At 50.7% G+C, this 18,011-nt stretch carries 16 protein-coding genes and 1 tRNA gene; 13 read left to right on the top strand and 4 right to left on the bottom strand.

What is annotated here, in order from left to right; genetic code table 11:
- The first annotated feature begins 11 nt into the window (after nucleotides 1–11).
- From B5F75_RS05060 to B5F75_RS05015, 10 genes are all read left to right on the top strand, one after another.
- The gene (locus B5F75_RS05060) at nucleotides 12–1,025 is read left to right on the top strand and encodes a hypothetical protein (RefSeq protein ID WP_087288614.1); all 1,014 of its coding nucleotides are present in this window, start codon (nucleotides 12–14) and stop codon (nucleotides 1,023–1,025) included.
- A 77-nt stretch (nucleotides 1,026–1,102) separates the two neighbouring features.
- Entirely contained in the window at nucleotides 1,103–1,573 is a 471-nt protein-coding gene (gene smpB / locus B5F75_RS05055; protein ID WP_087288612.1) for an SsrA-binding protein SmpB, read from the top strand.
- A 112-nt stretch (nucleotides 1,574–1,685) separates the two neighbouring features.
- A tRNA-Leu gene (locus tag B5F75_RS05050) sits at nucleotides 1,686–1,769 on the top strand.
- Between the two features lie 22 nt (nucleotides 1,770–1,791).
- Nucleotides 1,792–2,613, top strand: coding sequence for a hypothetical protein (locus B5F75_RS05045; RefSeq protein ID WP_087288609.1), 822 nt, complete (start codon nucleotides 1,792–1,794; stop codon nucleotides 2,611–2,613).
- A 41-nt stretch (nucleotides 2,614–2,654) separates the two neighbouring features.
- Nucleotides 2,655–3,905: a cell division protein FtsA gene (gene ftsA / locus B5F75_RS05040; protein WP_087288607.1), complete on the top strand. Its 1,251-nt coding sequence runs from the start codon at nucleotides 2,655–2,657 to the stop codon at nucleotides 3,903–3,905.
- Nucleotides 3,906–3,913: 8 nt separating this feature from the next.
- Nucleotides 3,914–5,068, top strand: coding sequence for a cell division protein FtsZ (gene ftsZ, locus B5F75_RS05035; RefSeq protein WP_087288606.1), 1,155 nt, complete (start codon nucleotides 3,914–3,916; stop codon nucleotides 5,066–5,068).
- Nucleotides 5,069–5,080: 12 nt separating this feature from the next.
- Nucleotides 5,081–6,172 carry a type IV pilus twitching motility protein PilT gene (locus B5F75_RS05030; RefSeq protein ID WP_087288604.1) on the top strand — a complete coding sequence of 364 codons (1,092 nt, stop codon included), beginning with the start codon at nucleotides 5,081–5,083 and terminating at the stop codon, nucleotides 6,170–6,172.
- A gap of 1 nt (nucleotide 6,173) precedes the next feature.
- Complete coding sequence (cmk, locus tag B5F75_RS05025; RefSeq protein WP_087288601.1) at nucleotides 6,174–6,854, top strand: (d)CMP kinase; 681 nt, start codon at nucleotides 6,174–6,176, stop codon at nucleotides 6,852–6,854.
- On the top strand, nucleotides 6,844–7,437 hold the full coding sequence (locus tag B5F75_RS05020) for a lysophospholipid acyltransferase family protein (RefSeq protein ID WP_087288599.1): 594 nt from the start codon (nucleotides 6,844–6,846) through the stop codon (nucleotides 7,435–7,437). Before cmk ends, B5F75_RS05020 begins: the two co-directional genes overlap by 11 nt.
- A gap of 48 nt (nucleotides 7,438–7,485) precedes the next feature.
- The gene (locus tag B5F75_RS05015) at nucleotides 7,486–8,679 is read left to right on the top strand and encodes a S1 RNA-binding domain-containing protein (RefSeq protein ID WP_087288597.1); all 1,194 of its coding nucleotides are present in this window, start codon (nucleotides 7,486–7,488) and stop codon (nucleotides 8,677–8,679) included.
- Nucleotides 8,680–8,822: 143 nt separating this feature from the next.
- Here B5F75_RS05015 and B5F75_RS07365 read toward each other — a convergent pair whose 3' ends face one another.
- Entirely contained in the window at nucleotides 8,823–9,200 is a 378-nt protein-coding gene (locus B5F75_RS07365; RefSeq protein WP_158093781.1) for a TraR/DksA family transcriptional regulator, read from the bottom strand.
- A gap of 284 nt (nucleotides 9,201–9,484) precedes the next feature.
- Between B5F75_RS07365 and B5F75_RS05005 the strand changes: the two genes are divergently transcribed.
- On the top strand, nucleotides 9,485–11,272 hold the full coding sequence (locus tag B5F75_RS05005) for an ABC transporter ATP-binding protein (protein ID WP_204201208.1): 1,788 nt from the start codon (nucleotides 9,485–9,487) through the stop codon (nucleotides 11,270–11,272).
- A 501-nt stretch (nucleotides 11,273–11,773) separates the two neighbouring features.
- Here B5F75_RS05005 and B5F75_RS05000 read toward each other — a convergent pair.
- Nucleotides 11,774–12,466: a helix-turn-helix transcriptional regulator gene (locus tag B5F75_RS05000; protein ID WP_087288592.1), complete on the bottom strand. Its 693-nt coding sequence runs from the start codon at nucleotides 12,464–12,466 to the stop codon at nucleotides 11,774–11,776.
- Between the two features lie 518 nt (nucleotides 12,467–12,984).
- Here B5F75_RS05000 and B5F75_RS04990 point away from each other — a divergent pair.
- Nucleotides 12,985–14,373: a YfcC family protein gene (locus tag B5F75_RS04990; protein ID WP_087288588.1), complete on the top strand. Its 1,389-nt coding sequence runs from the start codon at nucleotides 12,985–12,987 to the stop codon at nucleotides 14,371–14,373.
- An 89-nt stretch (nucleotides 14,374–14,462) separates the two neighbouring features.
- Nucleotides 14,463–14,777: a hypothetical protein gene (locus B5F75_RS04985; protein WP_087288586.1), complete on the top strand. Its 315-nt coding sequence runs from the start codon at nucleotides 14,463–14,465 to the stop codon at nucleotides 14,775–14,777.
- Between the two features lie 26 nt (nucleotides 14,778–14,803).
- Here B5F75_RS04985 and dacB read toward each other — a convergent pair whose 3' ends face one another.
- The gene (gene dacB, locus B5F75_RS04980; RefSeq protein WP_158093780.1) at nucleotides 14,804–16,270 is read right to left on the bottom strand and encodes a D-alanyl-D-alanine carboxypeptidase/D-alanyl-D-alanine endopeptidase; all 1,467 of its coding nucleotides are present in this window, start codon (nucleotides 16,268–16,270) and stop codon (nucleotides 14,804–14,806) included.
- Nucleotides 16,271–16,378: 108 nt separating this feature from the next.
- Entirely contained in the window at nucleotides 16,379–17,977 is a 1,599-nt protein-coding gene (locus B5F75_RS04975) for a hypothetical protein (RefSeq protein WP_143351257.1), read from the bottom strand.
- Nucleotides 17,978–18,011: the final 34 nt, after the last annotated feature.

Genomic DNA, 18,011 nt, shown 5'->3' with positions numbered 1-18,011 from the left:
AAGGATGTATTATGAAAAAGAACATTTTATTGGGATGTTTGTTGCTGCTTCCCGCTCTTGGATTTGGGGAAGTGGTTTCTTCCATCAGCTACAACCCTTCCCGCATGGGGGAATATGACTACTTGAAAGTAGCCGATTCCGCCACGCTGCGCGGCGGATTAAGCACACCGCGCATGGACATTGCTACCAGCGGTACCATAACGGTTTCTACAGATACAACAAGCCGGATTTATGACTTGCTGTCGGTGGCGGGGGAAAGTGGGTCGTCTATTGATATGCCGAGAACCGCTTTTCACGGAAATACCATGAATGCTTACAGCGGCTATGAATCGGTCAGTACTTCCACTCCGGCTGGACTGCTTTCTAAAGTAAATGCCATGGGCGGCACGCAAACCTATAATCAGGACTCCTATATTCAAACGTTAAATGCCGTCAATATCCTTAGACAAAAAGCCGGTACAGTAAAAGGCAACACCTTGACAGTGGAAGGAAACAATGGCTCCTCCGTAGATTTGTACGGCGAGGAGTCCACCAATGGTTTTTATTTGTCCGGAAATGATATCCCGGAGCCGACGGGGGCGCATACCAATACCGGCAGCACGTTAAATTCGTGCCAATTGGCTTGGGAAAAACGCAGAACGAACTCCAAACCTACCCAAGAGGTATGGCTGCTGGCACTGAAAAATTGTATTCCGGATTCTCCTGGCGGCGGATCTGGTGATGACGATGATGACGCTACCAAATACAAGTTTAGACAAGTGCGCTCTTATTTGAGAGTAAATAACTCCTGCAGTGACGGTACGGCTTGGTGTGCGTGTCCGAATACGCTGTCTGTCCGCTCGTCCGATGTGCCGACGGCTTATGTGGAATCGTGCTATTCTATTACCGGCAGCAGCGGGCAGGCGACGGAAGGCGGCCCCTGCTCGCAAAAAGGCAGATACTGCTTTAATCCGAGCGGGTGTCATCTGTCCGGTATAGCCAGTGTCGGCGTCTATGCGGAAACGCCCATTTTCCTTTGCGAATAAAATGCTTGCCTTTTTTTTCAAAAACCCTGCCCTAAGCGGCAGGGTTTTTTGTGGGAGTAATTTGCTATCATATAAATATGCCGAAGAAAGAGTCCGTTTTAGTCGTTTGCACAAACCGCAAAGCGTACCACGATTATTTTATAGAAGATACGTATGAAGCCGGCCTGGAACTGCTGGGAGCGGAAGTGAAATCCATCCGCCAAAAAGAGCTGAGTCTGGACGGCAGTTTCGTGCGGGTGGAAAACGGGCAGGCGCGCGTGTATAATATGCACGTAAAACCGTATAAGTTTAATTCCCTGACCGAGCCCGACCCTACACGCGTGAGGCGGCTGCTGCTGAACAAAAAAGAAATCCGCAAACTGGGCGCCAAGGCGGAGCTGAAAGGGTATTCGCTGGTTCCTGTGGAAGTATATTTTAAAAACGGCTGGGCGAAACTGAAACTGGGCGTGGCCAAAGGGAAACACCTCTTTGACAAGCGGGAATCTTTAAAAAAGCGCGACTTGAACCGCGAAATGGAACAACATTTTAAAAATAACATCCGTTTTTAAACGGGTTTGGCTTGTTTTTGTAGGAAAATACAAAGGTTTAGACGGCATTTTTCCCTATACAAAAATAAAAAACTGGATTTTTTTATTACAATTTTCTAAAATATATTTACTTGGGCGGGTGGCGGAATTGGCAGACGCGTACGGCTCAGGACCGTATGGACGAAAGTCCTTAAGGGTTCAACTCCCTTTCCGCCCATTTTTAATTTGTGTTGGTGACTATGAAAAAGTATGACTATTACCGGCCTTCGGCGTCGTCTTTAGGAAGAAAGAAACGCGTGGTTCGCCGGCAGGGGTCATCCTTTTTTTTTAGATTTTTTTTGGTAGTGGTGCTCTTGCTGGTCGTCGGCTGCGGCGGCTGGCTGGCGCTCTCAAAAGGCTACCGAATGCTGGTCAATTCCCAAATTACCGACTGGCACGCCAAAACCATTTCCGTAACGGGCGTTACGGGGCAAATCAATAAAGAAATTTCCGCTTTGGCCGCTCCCTACGAGGGGAAGGCTTTTTCCGTAAAAGATGCCGCCGCCTTGCGCGAGGCAATTGTCAAACGCTACCCTATGCTCAAAGGGGTATCGGTCAGCCGCGGGCTTTTAAGCGGCAAGCTGAGCGTTTCGGCCGTTCACCGCAAGCCGATTGCCAAGTTCGTCCTGCCGGACGATACCATCCGCTATATCGACGAAGACAGCACCGTGTATGCCGACCCCAACCCCAATTTGTTGGAGCCGGTGCCGTTTGTGGAGCTTTCCGGCCCGGTGCCCGAAAAGTTAAGCCCCGAGTTTATTGATTTGGTGGAAAGCACTTTAAAGTTAAACAACGAACTGGATTTTGCTTTTTTGCAAATGGATTTAAAAAACAATACCGTCAAAATGCATATGCCCGACGGCTGCGTGATTGATTTTGGCCCGGCCGTACAGCTTAAGCGCAAGGCCGATGTGGCAGCCCGGATTTTAGCCTATTCCCGGGAGCATTACGGCGAACTGAAAAGCTTGGATTTCCACTTTTTTAAATACGGAAAAGTTTTTTTAACACAGACGTCCCATTAAGTTTTATAATAGAAGATAGGTATATTTTTTAGGTGGTTCTTATGGCTAAAACAAACATCATTGCCGGCTTGGATGTCGGCAGCGGCAAGCTGACCTGTATTGCCGCGGCACACGATTTTGAAACAAATACACTGAAAGTCTTGGCGGGGCGCAGCGTTCCGTGCAAAGGGCTGCGGGGGGGGATGGTGTCGGATATTCGCGAAACCTCCGCCGCCGTAACGCATATTTTGGGCAGTATTGAACGCGAATGCAACCAGGAAATCGGAAACCTGTTTGTGGGCGTGCGCGGGGCGCATTTGGAATCTTTTTCCAACCACGGCACGTATAACATTTCCCGCATGGATAAAGAAATTACCCAGGCGGATATGGATTTGGCGATTGAAAACGCCAAAGCCATGCCGATTAAAAACGACAACGAAATCATCAATGTCATTCCGCAGGGCTATGCCATTGATAAACAAAAAGGCATTACCAATCCGGAAGGGATGGAAGGGTCTTTGTTAGAGGTAGACGTACACATTACCACCGGTTCTTCCACGCACCTGAACAATTTGGCAAAAGCCATCCAGCGCCCGGGGTATAAGATTGACGGTACGTTCTACAGCCTGGTGCCGCTGGCCGATACCGTGCTGACGCAGGAAGAAAAAGAAATCGGCGCACTGATTTTGGATTTGGGCGGAGAAACGATGTCCGTCGGTATTTACATTGACGGCATTTTAAAGTTCTCCCGCGATATCCCCTACGGCTGCGATTTGATTACGAGCGACCTTTCCCGCCTGTTGCACACCAGCCGCCAAAACGCCAAAGAAATTAAAGAAAAATACGGCGTATCCTTTCCTACCTTTTTAGACGAAGAAGGGGAAATCCCCGTTCCGTCTTTGGACGGGCGCAGCACGCACAACATCAAAAAAAGCTTTGTGCTGGACATTATCCAGCCCCGCGTGGAAGAACTAATTGAACAGGTGGCCTTGTGCGTGGAAAATTCCGGCTATAAAAAATTGCCGGTGGTGGGTGTGGTAACCGGCGGCGGCTCGCTGATGCCGGGCATTACGGAACACTGTGTAAACATCCTGGGTTTAAAAGAAGCGCGCCGCGGGGTAGTACAGCGCGACTTGATTACCAGCGACGATGAATTTTTTGATCCGCTCTACAGCACCGCTATGGCGCTGGCTATTTACGCTTCGGATAATTCCGGTTACGACGATTATTCCGGCGGCTCTTACGAAAAAGGAAGCTCCTTTTTCGGCAAGCTGGGAAAATTGTTTAAAGGCGTAGATATTTTTGGCGGCTGAGGAAACGTATGAAAGATTTATTTATGCCGGCGGACTTGTTTGAAACCAAGAAAGCCAAAATTAAAGTAATCGGTGTGGGCGGCGGCGGCGGAAACGCCATCAACCACATGGTCAGCTCCGGCCTGAAAGATGTGGATTTTATTGCCGTCAATACCGACGCGCAGGACTTGCGCCGCAACCGGGCGCCGTATTTGGTGCAGGTGGGCGAGAAAATTACCAAAGGGCTGGGCGTCGGCGGAGACCCCGAAAAAGGCAAAAAAGCGGCGGAAGAATCGGCCGAGAAGTTAAAGCTGATTATCGGCCAGTGCGATTTATTGTTTATCACGGCCGGGATGGGCGGCGGCACGGGTACGGGGGTGGCCCCGTATTTGGCCAAACTGGCGAAAGATTTGTACGGCGACGATTTGCTGGTAATCGGCGTAGTCACCCGTCCGTTTAACTTTGAAGGATACGTGCGCGAAAAGCAGGCCGACGAAGGCATCAAGGAAATGCAAAAGTATGTAGATTCCATGATTATCGTGCCCAACGAAAAACTGTTTGCCAACATAGACCCGGAAACCTCTTCCAAAGACGCGTTTAAAATGGTGGATGAGGTGTTGCTGCAGGCCGTGAAAGGTATTTCCGAAGTCATTACCCAGCCGGGGGAAGTGAATATCGATTTTAACGATGTGCGCAAAGTGATGTGCCATTCGCACAAGTCGCTTATCGGCATTGGGGAGGCCAGCGGGCCGGGCCGCCACTTGCAGGCGGTCAAAAAGGCCATTTCTTCGCCGCTTTTGGAAAATGCCGATATCCGCGGCGCAAAAGGATTTATTGTGCATTTCTCGGCGGAAGAAAACCTGACGCTTTTGGAACAGGGCGAAGTGATGAACCTGATCCGCCAATATGCCAGCAACGATTCCATTATTATGTTCGGCTATTCGTATGATTCGTCTTTAAACGGAATGTTTAAGGTGACGGTCATTGCCACCGGATTCAGCGCCGAGAAAGCCAATATGTTCAGCGCGCGCCGGCCGCTGCCGGCGGAAATGGCGGGCAGTACATCTATCAAAAAACCGTCCGTACAAGAAGTATTTGCGTCGTTCCACGAGCCCAAACAAACGGATGCCGAAGACGCAATGCTGATCCCGGCGTATTTGCGCCGCAAAAAAAACCGGTCATAAGAGGAGAAGAATATGGCGGTAGGACTGCAAAGTTTGTTACGAACCGTAGTAGACAACAAAGCCAGCGGGCTGCACATCCGCGGCAATTCCAACGCATACGTGCGTTTGAACGGGCAGATTAAACCCATTGACGACAGTTTTGTTTCCAACGACGAAGCCAAAAAAATGGCTTACGCCTGCATGGGCGAACGGGAACGGAGAATTTTTGAACAATACAGTACGGTGGATTTTTCGTTGGATGCCAAGTCCTACGGGCGGTTTCGTTTCAACGTATTTCGCCAAATGTCCAAAATTTGTATGGCCATCCGCCACATTCCGCTTAAAATCCCTTCGTTTGAAGATTTGCATTTGCCCGGCGATATTTTGCGCAAAATTGCCGACAACCGCCGCGGGCTGATTTTGGTTACCGGGATGACCGGATCGGGTAAAACGTCCACGCTAGCGGCCATGATTGATTACATTAACAAAACCCGCCCGGGGCACATTTTAACAATCGAAGACCCCATCGAATTTATGCACACGGACAATCGCTGCATCGTCAGCCAATTGGAGCTGGGGGTGGATACGCCTTCTTATACGGGGGCGCTGCGCGCGGCCATGCGCCAGGATCCGGATGTCATTTTAATCGGCGAGCTGCGTGACGGCGAAGTGATGAAAGCCGCTATCGGCGCGGCGGAAACGGGGCAGTTGGTGTTGGGCACGATGCATACGGTAAACGTTACACAGACGTTGGCCCGCCTGGTGGACGCCTTCCCGGTAGAACAGCACGAACAGGTGCGGCTGCAGCTTTCGGAATTGGTGCGCGGGATCGTGTGCCAGCGTTTGTTGCCCACCATTAAGCCCGGCATGCGCCCGGCCTTGGAAATTTTGGTTTCTACGCCGCAGGTGCGGAAACTGATTTTGGAAAACAAGCCCAGCGATTTGTATAAGATGATGCAAGGCGGCGAATTCTACGGGATGAATACGTTTGACCAATCCTTGGCCCGCCTGTACAAAGAAGGCTTTATTGATTTGGAAACGGCTCAGTCCGCCGCCACCAGCCCGGATGCCATTATGCTGGCCATCCGCGGCGTAACCAATAGCTTGGACGCGGTGAACGAATAATATGCGCACAAACGGAATGTTAATTGCCATTGACGGAACCGCCGGAACGGGAAAATCCACCGTCGGAAAAGCGATTGCCGCCAAGTTGGGCTATGGCTTTTTAAGCACGGGGGAAATGTACCGCGCTTTGGCGTATAAAGTGTTTGAAAAACACATTGTGCCCGAAGACCACGACGCCGTGTTGGAAGCCGCCAGACAGCTGCATTTTACGTTTGTCCGCCAGCCGGATGCCGCGCTTAAAATGTATGTAGACGGCGAATACTTGGGCGCCAAATTGCACTTGGAAGAAGTGGGCAATGTGGCCAGCCGCGTTTCCACCAACGGCGAAGCCCGCCGCGTGCTGACGGAAAAAATGCGCGATGTGGGGGATGACGGCGGCGTAGTGATGGAAGGGCGCGATGTGGGAACGGTTGTATTTCCCGACGCGGAAATGAAATTTTATTTAGACGCTTCGGCCCAGGAACGCGCCAAGCGGCGCGTCAAGCAGCTGCAGGAAGCGGGGGAACATCCCGATTATCAGAAAATTTTAAAACTGATTGAGGAACGCGACTACCGCGATTCCCACCGGGCGGTAGCGCCTTTAAAACCGGCCGAAGATGCGATTGTAATTGACACGTCGTCGCTGAATTTGCAGCAGGTGGTGGACGCCGTGTGGGAGAAAATCCAGCACTATGCTTCTTAATTTGATAAAATTAATAGCACGGATCTATTTCAGAGTCTGTTACGATTTTAAAGTAGAGGGATTGGAAAACATCCCCAAAACAGGCGCTCTTATTATAGCGGGCAACCACCTTTCCAACGCCGATCCGCCGGCTATCGGCAGTTTTGCCGGGCTGGTGCGGGATTCGCGGTTTGTAGCCAAAAAAGAACTCTTTTCCGTACCGGTGCTGGGCTGGTTCTTCCGCCGAAGCGGTTATATCCCGGTAGACCGCAAACGCACGATTGGCGATTTTGGTGCCTTAAAAGAAGTGGTGCACTATTTGGAACAAGGGGAAAGCGTGGTGATGTTTCCCGAAGGCACGCGCAGCCGCACCGGAAAACCGCAAAAGCCAAAAAGCGGTATCGGATTTTTGGTGTATAAGACGGGGGCTCCCGTCCTGCCGGTCAAGATAGAAGGAACTTTTGGCTGGCCGTGGGTGCGCCGGATACGGGTAAAATTTGGGCAAGTGATGCATTTGGAAAAGGATCCGGCCTTGGAACCCAAAGCCCAATATAAACAATTTGCAAATCAAATCATGGATGCAATAAATTCTATAAATATCTAACGGAGGTTACGCAGTCCACCCGCTTGGGAAAGACTGTAATAAGGACTTATGACGACAAACGAAGAAATTAAAAACACCGAAGACACAATTAACGAACAAGAAATGACGATGGATCAGTTAATTGCGCAGCAAGAGTCTTTATCGGAGAAGCTGTACAAAAAAGAAATTGTAGAAGTACCGGTCGTACAGATTAATCAAGATTATATTTTAGTGGATACCGGCGCCAAAAAAGAGGGGGCTATCGCCGTGTCCGAATTTGCCGGCAAAACGCTTCCGGCCGTGGGCGACACGATTTCCGCGGTGCTCGTAAAACGCGGTTCGGATGAAAGACCTGCCATTTTGTCCCACAAAAAAGCGTTGGAAGCCTTGGGCTGGGACGTATGCAAGAAAGCGTATGAAGCCAAAGAACGCGTGAAAGGCACGATTGTGCAATGCGTAAAAGGCGGTTATATTGTGGAAGTGTTCGGCGTAAACGGATTTATGCCGCTTTCCCTGTCGGAACTGCATACCGCTTATAAACATTACCTGCCGGTAGGCGCCAAAATTAAAGCCCAAATTGTAGAATTTGCCAAAGAAAAACAAAAACTCATCATTTCCCGCAAACAAGTGTTGGAAGAAGATGAAGCCGTCCGCCGCGAACAGGTGCTTGGCGAAATTAAAGAAGGCGACGTGTTGCGCGTGGTCGTATCCAAAGTGGATAAAGACAAATTGTTTCTCCGCTTCCACGGGATTGAAGGCATTGTAAACTTGGAAAACATCGCCTGGAAAGACCCCGAAACCGCCATTGCCAATTACCGCCGCGGGCAGCGCTTGAAAGCCAAACTCTTGGCGCTGGACAAAGAAACGCCGCGCTTGGAATTTGGTTTAAAGCAATTGTTCCTCAACCCGGCCGATGCGCTAAAACGCCGCTATCCGTACAAGAGCTCCGTCAAAGCGACCGTAACCAAAGTGGATCCGGAAAACGGGGTGGAATGCACGATTGGCAAGAACAACACCAAAGGATTTATCAATCCTTTTGAAATGGGCCGCGACTTTACCGCCAAAGAAGGCGATACGATTACCGCTTTGGTAGTGGGCGTGGATCCGGAAACCTTCACGGTCAACCTCTCCGTCAAGAAGTATGATCAGGTGCAAAACCGCAAGGTGGTTGCCCAGTACCTCAAGCAAGCACCGCGCCCGACGTTGGGCCAGTTGCTGCAGGATTCCTTTAAGACGGAAAACGACGAAGAAGAATCCAAATAAGTTAGATATTATAGAAAGTACAACCCCGCCTGTAGAGGCGGGGTTTTTGTTTGCGTTTCTTGGCTAAACAGTAAGTTGCAAAACAATTCGGCTACAAAAAAAGCCCGTTCCAAAGAACGGGCTTTTTACAGCAGTTTTAAAGGTTACTCGTGGTGTTTCTCCGTGGAGTGTTGGCAATTAATGCAATAGCGGGCAAACGGCAGGGCTTTAATCCGTTTTTTGGAAATAGGCTGGCGGCAATACTCGCAAGTGCCGTAAATGCCTTTGTCAATTTTGCGCAGGGCCGCTTCAATCTGTTCAATCGTGCTGTGGGCATTGCCGGAAAGTTCAAACAAAATTTCTTTGTCTAGGCTTTTGCTGGCGTCGTCAATCGGGTCGCCCACTTCGGCTTCGGGCATATCCATATTTTTCTTTTCTTTCAAGCGGGCGGCGGCGTCCTCTTTTAATTCCAAAAGATGTTTTTTAATTTCTTTTAGTTCAGCTGCCGTAAGTGCTTCTTTATTCGTCTTTTTTGTTACCATAAAAAATACCCCTGTTGGGAAAAATTGATGCGGCGGAAGAGATGGGTTTTCCGGGCACTGTTTGATTAGTTTAGCAAAGAAAAATTTCTTTTTCAACCCCCGTTTAAAAAACGCTTTTTCCCAACCGCTTTCGTATAGGAGAACGCGTCTGCCCGGCCGGGGCCGGCTGCATAAAATACGTTTTTCAAATGTTCCCAAACCTTGCATATTGCCGGTACAGGAACGAGGACAAGCTCGTTTTGAATTGTTATAATAAAAAATAGCATCGTCCACGGAGAATACATATGACCAGTTTTTTAACTCGCCCGGTAGGGGAACTGCTTACCAAAAACCCTTTTGTAGATAATTATAAGAAGATGTGGCCTTTTGTGAAGCCCTATTGGTTTCGTGCCCTGCTGGGGCTGGCCTTGGCGCTGCCGGTAGGTGCGTTGGATGCCACGGTGGCTATGTTTATGAAGTATTACACCGATGATGTACTGGTGGCCAAGGATGCGGCCTTTGCCGCGTTTATTCCGCTTTTAATTATTGTGTTTGTGCTGGTGCAAAGCGTGCTGACGTATGTGGTCAAGTATTTAAATTCGTGGGTGGGCAATAAAATTACGCTGGATGTGCGCAAAAAACTGTTTCGCAAGCTGTTAAGTATGCACAGCGGGTATTTTGACACCACGGACTCCGGCTATATTATGATGCGCTATAACGGCGACGCGGACACCGCCTGCAACGGCCTGATTAACAACCTGCGTATGATTGTGACGCGGGTCTTTTCCACCATTACGCTTATCTTTGTGCTGTTCTATAACTCCTGGCAGCTGACGCTGATTGCCGTGGGGGCTTTTTCCGCGGCGGGCGCACTGATTTTTATTGTGCGGCGCAAGCTGGAAGAACTGGTGAGAAATACGGTGGTCATTAACTCCATTGCCATGCGGGCCTACAATGAGATGTTTAACGGCAACCGGACGGTGGCGGCGTATAACTTGCAGGACGACCAGGAAAAACGCTTTGACCGGCTGATGGATGACGTGTTTAGCCTGAATATGGGGATGGTCAAACATACGGGCTGGCTGTCGCCGGTGATGCATTTTATCGTGTCGCTGGGGTTGGCGTTGGTCTTCTGGCAGAGCAGTTCGATGATTGTAAACGGAACGATTACCAGCGGTAACTTTACGTCGTTTGTGGCGGCGCTTTTGATGCTCTATACGCCGGTAAAAACCATGGGCGACAATTATGTGGACATTAAAAAAGCCTTTTTAGCCATTGACCGTATTTTTGAAATCTTTGCTTTAAAAACGGAAATTTCCGATAAACCGGGTGCGGTGACTCTGACGGGACTGCGGCAGGATATTCGCTTTAATCACGTTTCGTTTGCCTACAAACCCGGCACCTATGTGTTAAAGGACATCAACCTGACCGTTCCCGTGGGCAAAACGATTGCGTTAGTGGGCAATTCGGGCGGGGGAAAATCCACCATTGTCAATTTGATTCCCCGCTTTTACAGCGTCTCCAAAGGATCTATTACCATTGACGGCGTGAATATAGAAGATTTTACGCTTAAATCGCTGCGGGATCATATTGCGGTGGTTTTTCAGGATAACTTTTTATTTACGGGCACCATCCGCGACAATATCTTAATCGGCCGCCCCGGCGCCACCGAAAAAGATTTGCAGGAAGCCGTAAAAAATGCCCACTTGGATGATTTCCTGCGCACGCTTAAAAACGGATTGGATACGGAACTGGGCGAACGGGGCCTGACGCTTTCGGGCGGTCAGCGCCAGCGGGTGGCCATTGCGCGGGCGTTTATCCGCCAGGCGCCGATCGTGATTTTGGACGAAGCCACCAGCGCGCTGGATAACAAATCCGAAGCGATTGTACAAAAGGCATTGGATAACTTGATGAAAAACCGCACGGTGTTTGTAATTGCCCACCGGCTTTCCACGGTAATCAATGCCGATAAAATCGTGGTTTTAAACGAAGGGCAAATTGTGGAAGAAGGTACGCACGAAGAACTGTTAGCCATTCCCAACGGGGCGTATGCTTCTTTGTACAATGCGCAGTTTAAAAAGAAGGCAAAATAGCCGTTTCTTTCTATTCTTAATATCCCGGGCCAATGCTCGGGATATTTTTTTATAAAAAAGAGCCCTCTGCATTTACAAAACGCAGAGGACTCATCTAGTCGACTCTTCCATGATTACTCACTTATCCCACATTAGCAGGTTAGCTGACAGTCAAGAATTTTGCGGCACCGCACGACGCCTGAAGCCGGTTGCTCCGTCCCATATCTCTGGCGTGTTCCCGCCGCCCTCAAGCGGCAGGGCCAAGGCTTGTGAAACGGCCCTTGCACCCGGACAGTCCTGTCCCGCACGGCTTACTCCTCAAAGAACTCTTGTTTTCTGCTTGTCTGGTCTTCTGGCCGCCACGCTCTTCGCGCCCGCGTACCTGGTAACTTGCAGCAGTTGTCATCCGTTCGCGCCGCCCAACATCAACAGGAAAGACTGACGCGCCGGGGAAGTTTTCTGTACAGCCGCTCCCACCGGGGATACTATTAGTATAATGGAATTTGAGTCGAATTCAAGTGTTTATTCGGTATCCGTTACTTTGCATACCACGCATCCCAAAGGCGTAATTTGCCCCGGAGAATAAGTTTCCTCTTCCTTTCTTTCCGCGCTGCAAAGGCAAATGCTTCCTTCCTTTTGAAATCCTTTTTTTACCGTATAGCCTTTTGGCGTTTTAAACAACATCCATTTTCCTTCTATCAAATTGGTTTCCGGGCGGATAAAATAGAGATGATGCGGCACTTCGTGCCCAAGTTGTACCAAGTATTTGGCTCCTTTTGCATAGCGCAGCGGCAGCGTCCACCATTCGGCCACATCTTCTTCTTTATAAAGCGGATAGTTTTCGGGCACTCCCATTAAAACCGGCAGCGACACGCTGTTGCTTCGGGCTGCAGCAGGCGGTGTTTTGAGGTGTAAATTGTCAGCGCTGTAAGTGTTTTCGGGGGCTTGGGCGTCGCGCAGAGACTGGGTGGCCCGTTCGGAGGCTAAATCCGGATAGGTGGTAGTAGCCGGGAACAGGCGCATTACATCGTAGGAATCCAGGCCAAATAGTTGCGCCATTTGTGCGGCATAGCCTTTGGAGGGGCGTCTTTTCCCGGTAGCCCATAAGGCGACGGTAGCAGTGGAAACATGCAGGTATCTTGCTAACTTCGCTTGCGCGCCGCGCAATACGCCGCCGTTCCATTTTTCCAATTGCTTTTCAAATTTATTTATCATCGGCTCCTCCTTATAAAAAAATAGGCCCTGATGGGCCCAAAAAAAGCTTGACAAATGCTAACAATACTTACTATACTAGCTTTTGTAAGGGCGCTGCCTGCGTCTCTTATCTTACGGACGTACTTGGTTTTATCTTCCACTTACTTGAAGAAATCCAAACACGGAGCGGTTTAGCCTATAAACCGGCGCCGCGCACGCGGCGTGCAGGCTCCGTTACGTCCAGGTTGCGCAATTCTGCCAGGAAGGCGCAACTGTATTGTAGCAAATAAAAAGCCGTTTGGGTTAGCAAAGTTAAGATTTTTGGCTCGCCGTCCCATCTTATAAAGGGCTGTCCGGCCGCCAACTTAACTTTGCTGCCCGTCGGCCGGAGTGAAAAAATGGGCATATTGCTGCTGAAAATTTTACTGGGAGTAATCGTCTGGGCGGGGGTGATGGGATTTATAGCGGATGTGATTGATTTTTTGCGGGAGTGAGGATTTTTAGGGCGGGGAAAAGAGGAAATAAATTATAATATAATAATGAAATCCGGATTTTCCATCAACATCTACGGCCTCATTTTTGCCATCATGCTGGTAGTGGCCGCACTTACGTATCTGCTTCCCGCCGGTCAATATGACACCGTTCAAAAAGACGGCCGCTCCTACACGGTGGCGGGGTCTTATCACGCGGTAGCGTCTAATCCGCAAGGGCTGGCTTCGGTGCTGACGGCACCCGCCAAGGCGTTTGGCGACTGTGCCGATATCATCGTCTTTATTTTTATTACCGGGGCCATTTTTACCATTTTGGAGCGCACCGGAACGGTCAATGCCGTTATCTTGGGCACCAGCTATCTGTTTTCCCGCCGCGAACGGCTGAAAAAATTTTTTATTCCCGCCAGTATGGTTTTGTTTTCCCTGGGGGGAGCGGTGTTTGGAATGGAAGAGGAAACTTTAATTTTTATTCCTCTTTTTATTCCGCTTGCGCTTTCGCTGGGGTACGATACGGTAGTAGGCGTAAGCATTCCCTTTTTGGGGGCCTGGGTGGGCTTCGGCTCGGCGTTTATGAATCCGTTTACCGTGGGCATTTCGCAAGGAATCGCCCAGCTGCCGCTTTATTCCGGGCTCGGGTATCGGCTGGCGGTGTGGGCGGTGTGTACGGCGGTAGTCATTTTATTTGTTACGCTGTACGGGGAGCGCGTGCGCAAGCATCCGCAAAAAAGCCTTACGTACGAGGCCGACCGCGAAAAGCGCAAACAGCTGCACTTAAATGTATTGGAAAAGCCGGAGTTCAAACGCTCGCACATTTTGATTTCCATCGTTTTTGCCTTGGGCATGGCGGGGCTGGTGTATGGGGTGGCGGTGTACCACTGGTACATTATTGAAATTTCCGGTTTATTTTTGGGGGTGGGGCTGGTGTCGGCCGTCATTGGACGGCTGAGCCTGAACCAGACGACGGACGCCATTATTGACGGAGCGCGCAGTATGGTAAGCGTGTCTATTATGTTGGCCTTGGCGCGGGCGATTGTGGTGATTGCCTCGGACGGGCGCATTTTGGATACGGTGCTTCACTCCATTGCGCAGGCGATTGGACAGCTGCACCCGTTGGCTGCGGTGGAAGGGATGTTTTGGGCGCACAGCTTTATCAATTTCTTTGTGGCGTCTGGCTCCGGGCAGGCGGTGCTTACGATGCCGGTGATGATTCCGCTGTCGGACTTAATGGGCATTAGCCCGCAGCTTTCCATTTTAGCCTATCAATTTGGCGAGGGCTGGACAAACGCCATTATCCCCACCGCCCCGGTAACCATGGCCGCTTTGGGCATGGCCGGCATTCCGTGGCTTAAGTGGGCCCGGTGGAATGTGCCGCTGCAAATTGTACTGGCGGTGCTTTCCATGTTGTTATTAATCCCGCCTTATTTAATGAAGTGGTAACAGACTGCTAAAACTGCCTGAGCAAAGGGCCCTTAGCGGGCCCTTTTTCTTTTCTTATAAACTCACCTTCTTTTCGTAATCACAAGCCGATGGATAAAACAGATTTGGAGAATGCCGTCTTTTTCCGCGCCGCCCAAAGGGGGGAGGACGTGTACGGCGTGCAGGGAAAATGGGTGTATGCCGGGGCCGATGCGTGCCTGCGGCAATTGGTGCGGATTTATAATCAATTATTTGAAGAAGAAAATTACCGCTTTTGGGCGGAGTCGGAAGGCACTGCGCAGGGTGAGTGGTGGCATTTTTTTAAACTTCAGCAAGCGTATCCGCCCTACCCGCTTTACCGTGCCTACCGGGTGCCGTTTTTTGCCAAGGACGAAGCGTTGGAACTGTTTTTGGCCCGCCATTAAAAACGCCCTCGGATGAGGGCGTTTTATTAAGGCTTTACTTGAAGCAGCTGTTTGATGATGTTTTCGTGGATACGCAAAATAGTTTCGTCTTTAGAGGCCAAATTATTCGCCATTAGGGCAAAGGCAATCGGGCGGCCGCTTTCGTCGTACACGTAGCCGGCCACGGTTTTCACGCCGTCAATCGTGCCGCCTTTTACGCGCACATCCTGCACTTGGTGTTTGGGTTTTAAAAAATAACGCAAAAGCAGCAAGTCCCCGCGGTCATCGGGGGTGGCCAGGGATTGGTAGTAGTAGGAAAAATTCGGGCTTTTAGTCATAAACGCCAAGGTGTTTACCAGCACGCGCGGGGTGAGCATATTATCGCGCGAGAGGCCGCTCCCGTCGTAGAGTACGGCGTCTTGGGGGGCGGCTAATTTGTTTTGACGTAAAAATTTTTCCAGTTCGGTCAGCCCGTTTTGTACGCTTCCTTTTTTGCCGGCGTGCAGGGCCAGCTGCCGCAGCAGCATTTCGGCATACAGGTTAAAACTCCGTTTGTTTACAATTAGAATAATGTCTTTGAGCTCCGGTGACGAGTAGGTGTGCAGCAGTTTCATCTGCGCGTAATCCGGCGCCTGATCCGTCGTCTGCGGGCGGCCGCCTACGGCAATGCCTTCTTCGCGCAGGGCATTGTGCAGGGCCTGCATGGCAAACAGGGCCGGATCCGGCATGGCGGCCTGAATAGAAAAACCCGTCAGGTTGGTGGGAATGGTGCCGTAAATTTCCATTTCGTATTGTTTGGGGGCGCCGTATACGTAGGCGTTATCGCGTTTGTTTTTGGCGTCGGTCGTTACAAAACTGCTGAGGTGCAGCTGGGGAATTTTCGGCTCGGTGCGGGTCACTTCTGCGCGTTTGGCGTCAAAGGGTTGGGGAGAGAAGAAGATTTTAAACAAATTGTCGTGAAAACAAACCGGGCTGACGGGCGCGGCATAATAATTGCCGATGTTTTCCCAGTTTACCTTGGGGGCGATAGATGGGCCTTCAAAGGCGGAAACGTCGGCATACAGGCTGCCCTCCACCCGGCGGATGCCCACTTTTTTAACGGCCTTGGCCCATTGTGAGGCTACCTGCCGCCAGTCTTGCGCGCCGGGCACGCGGGTGGAGCCCAGGGTGGGGTCGCCCCCGCCTTGCAAATACAGGTCTCCTTTTAAAATGCCTTTTTCATCCGGTTGGGCGGACGCGTACAGGCGGGTTTGAAAACGGTAGTGCGGGCCCAAGGTTTCCAAGGCGGCGGCCGTCGTAAGCAGTTTGAGGGTGGAAGCCGGGGTAAGGCGCTGGTCGGCCTGCAGGGCAAAAAGCGTTTGTTCCGGATGATCGGTATAGACGGCCAGCCCGCCCCACCAAGCACCGTTTAAAACGGGGTGTTGAAGCTGTTTTTCAACCACCGCCTGCAGCGGCTGTGCGGTGGCGGACAGAGAGCAAAAAAACAGAAGCGCAAAAAAGGAAAATCGTTTCATATACATAGGATATCAAAAAAAGGCCCTCCCGTGCGGGGGACGGGCCCAAAAGCAAGGCCTTAAAAAGCCCCGCACGAAGCGGGGCCGTAAAGAAAGAAAATGAGACAGTTAGTTAAACCACGGGTACCATTTGTCTTTATCGCGGATGTTAATCAGCAGAGAGATGACCAGCAAATCGCGGGCGTTGAGGGCTTGGGGTTTGTCTATATTGCAGATAAATCGGTCAAACGGCGCATGCGCATTTTGGATGACGCCCTTGCTGTCCATTTGCCCCTCAATGGTGTAGTCCGCCCGCAAAAAGCCCCATAAGTGCCCGCAAATTTTGCGCAGCACCGCTTTCCACGCGCTTGTTTCCGTAAGGGTGGCCAAGGCGTTTCCTTCCCGCGTAAACATCCGCCACGTGCGGCGCAGGGCAAAGCGTTTGCGGGTAACGACCAATACGTCTTTGGAGCGGGCAAAATAAATTTCATAACGCTCGTGCGACAGGCCAAATCCTTTTTGCAAGACGATGGCCGCTTTTTTGCCTTTTCGGTCAAACAGGGTAATTTCCCGCAGTACTAACTGCGACCAAACCACCCCGCAGAAGAAGATGACCGCTCCCAGCGGAATAAGCAGGGAACAGGCGGAATAAATCGTGCTGTAGGCAAAAGAAGAAAGCGGCAGCAAGCCGGAATTTTCGCCAAGCCCCGCTCCGGCCAGCACCAGCAGCGTCAGCACGATAAGCGCCAGCCCGCAGAATAAAAACAGGCTGTCCCACCGTGCCGAAAGCGACGTTAACACGTTTCCTTGGTTGTCCTTGGCGCGGAAGATGAGCGAAGGCGTGCCGTAGAGGCGTTTAAATTTAATGGGGTAAAGCGAGTTGGGGTTGGCCGGCGGGAGCGTGTGCGGGCGGCGAATCAGCAGGCGGAGGCATCCGGCCCCGGCCAAGAGCAAGATAAATAAAACGAGTAATCCGATCAGTCCGTCAAACCCGCGGCCCATGTTGCGGATGTAGGGCGGCATATTTTTGGAAAGAAGCGTGCGGACGCGCAGTTTTGAAATGATTTTTTTAAGCGTTCCGGCCGTTGGCTGTGCTTGGGGGGCGGCGGCGGGAGCGGATTGGGCTTCTGCCGGGGCCGCAAGCGGCATGGAAAGGGCTTCTTCCTGCACGGCGGGTAGCGCCGCAATGTCATAGGCGCGGGGAGAGTCTAAATCCATTTCCAGCGGCTGGGGCGTCTCTTTCTTGACCGGGGAAATAAACGAAAACACCAAATCCGTTTCCGCGTAAGTTAAATCTTTGGCCAAAATGGAATAGCCTTTTTTATCAATCAAAAAGTACCCGGCGCCAAAGTCGTTTTTCGGCGTAAAAAAACTGATATAGAAAAAAGGATCCCCGGTGGAAAATTCAATGCGTTTGATTTCTTCGCCGGTATAGGAATTGCCGATGACTTGCATTTTTTTGCTTTTTACGTCGGCTAAATCGTTGGTTACTTTTTGCTCGATACACGTTTCGGTGGAGCAGTCCACCGTTTTGATGTCAATGCGCGAAGAGCCTTTTTGAATGGAAAGCACGCTGTCTTGCGGCGGGTTTTTCAGCTGCACCCAGCCGGCCGGCATATCCAGCGTAAATGCGCCGTCCTGCGACGTAAAAACACTCGCTCCCGCCAGCGGGGCGGACGCTAAGAGCAACAGCAGCAAAGCGGTTTTTCGTATCGGACTGTGTGCCATACTTCCATTATTATATTATATTCCAACGGGTTTT

Origin of the sequence: Elusimicrobium sp. An273 (genome assembly GCF_002159705.1) — a bacterium.
GTDB classification, from domain to species: Bacteria; Elusimicrobiota; Elusimicrobia; order Elusimicrobiales; family Elusimicrobiaceae; genus Avelusimicrobium; species Avelusimicrobium gallicola.
This window is presented reverse-complemented; position numbering and strand designations above follow the sequence as displayed.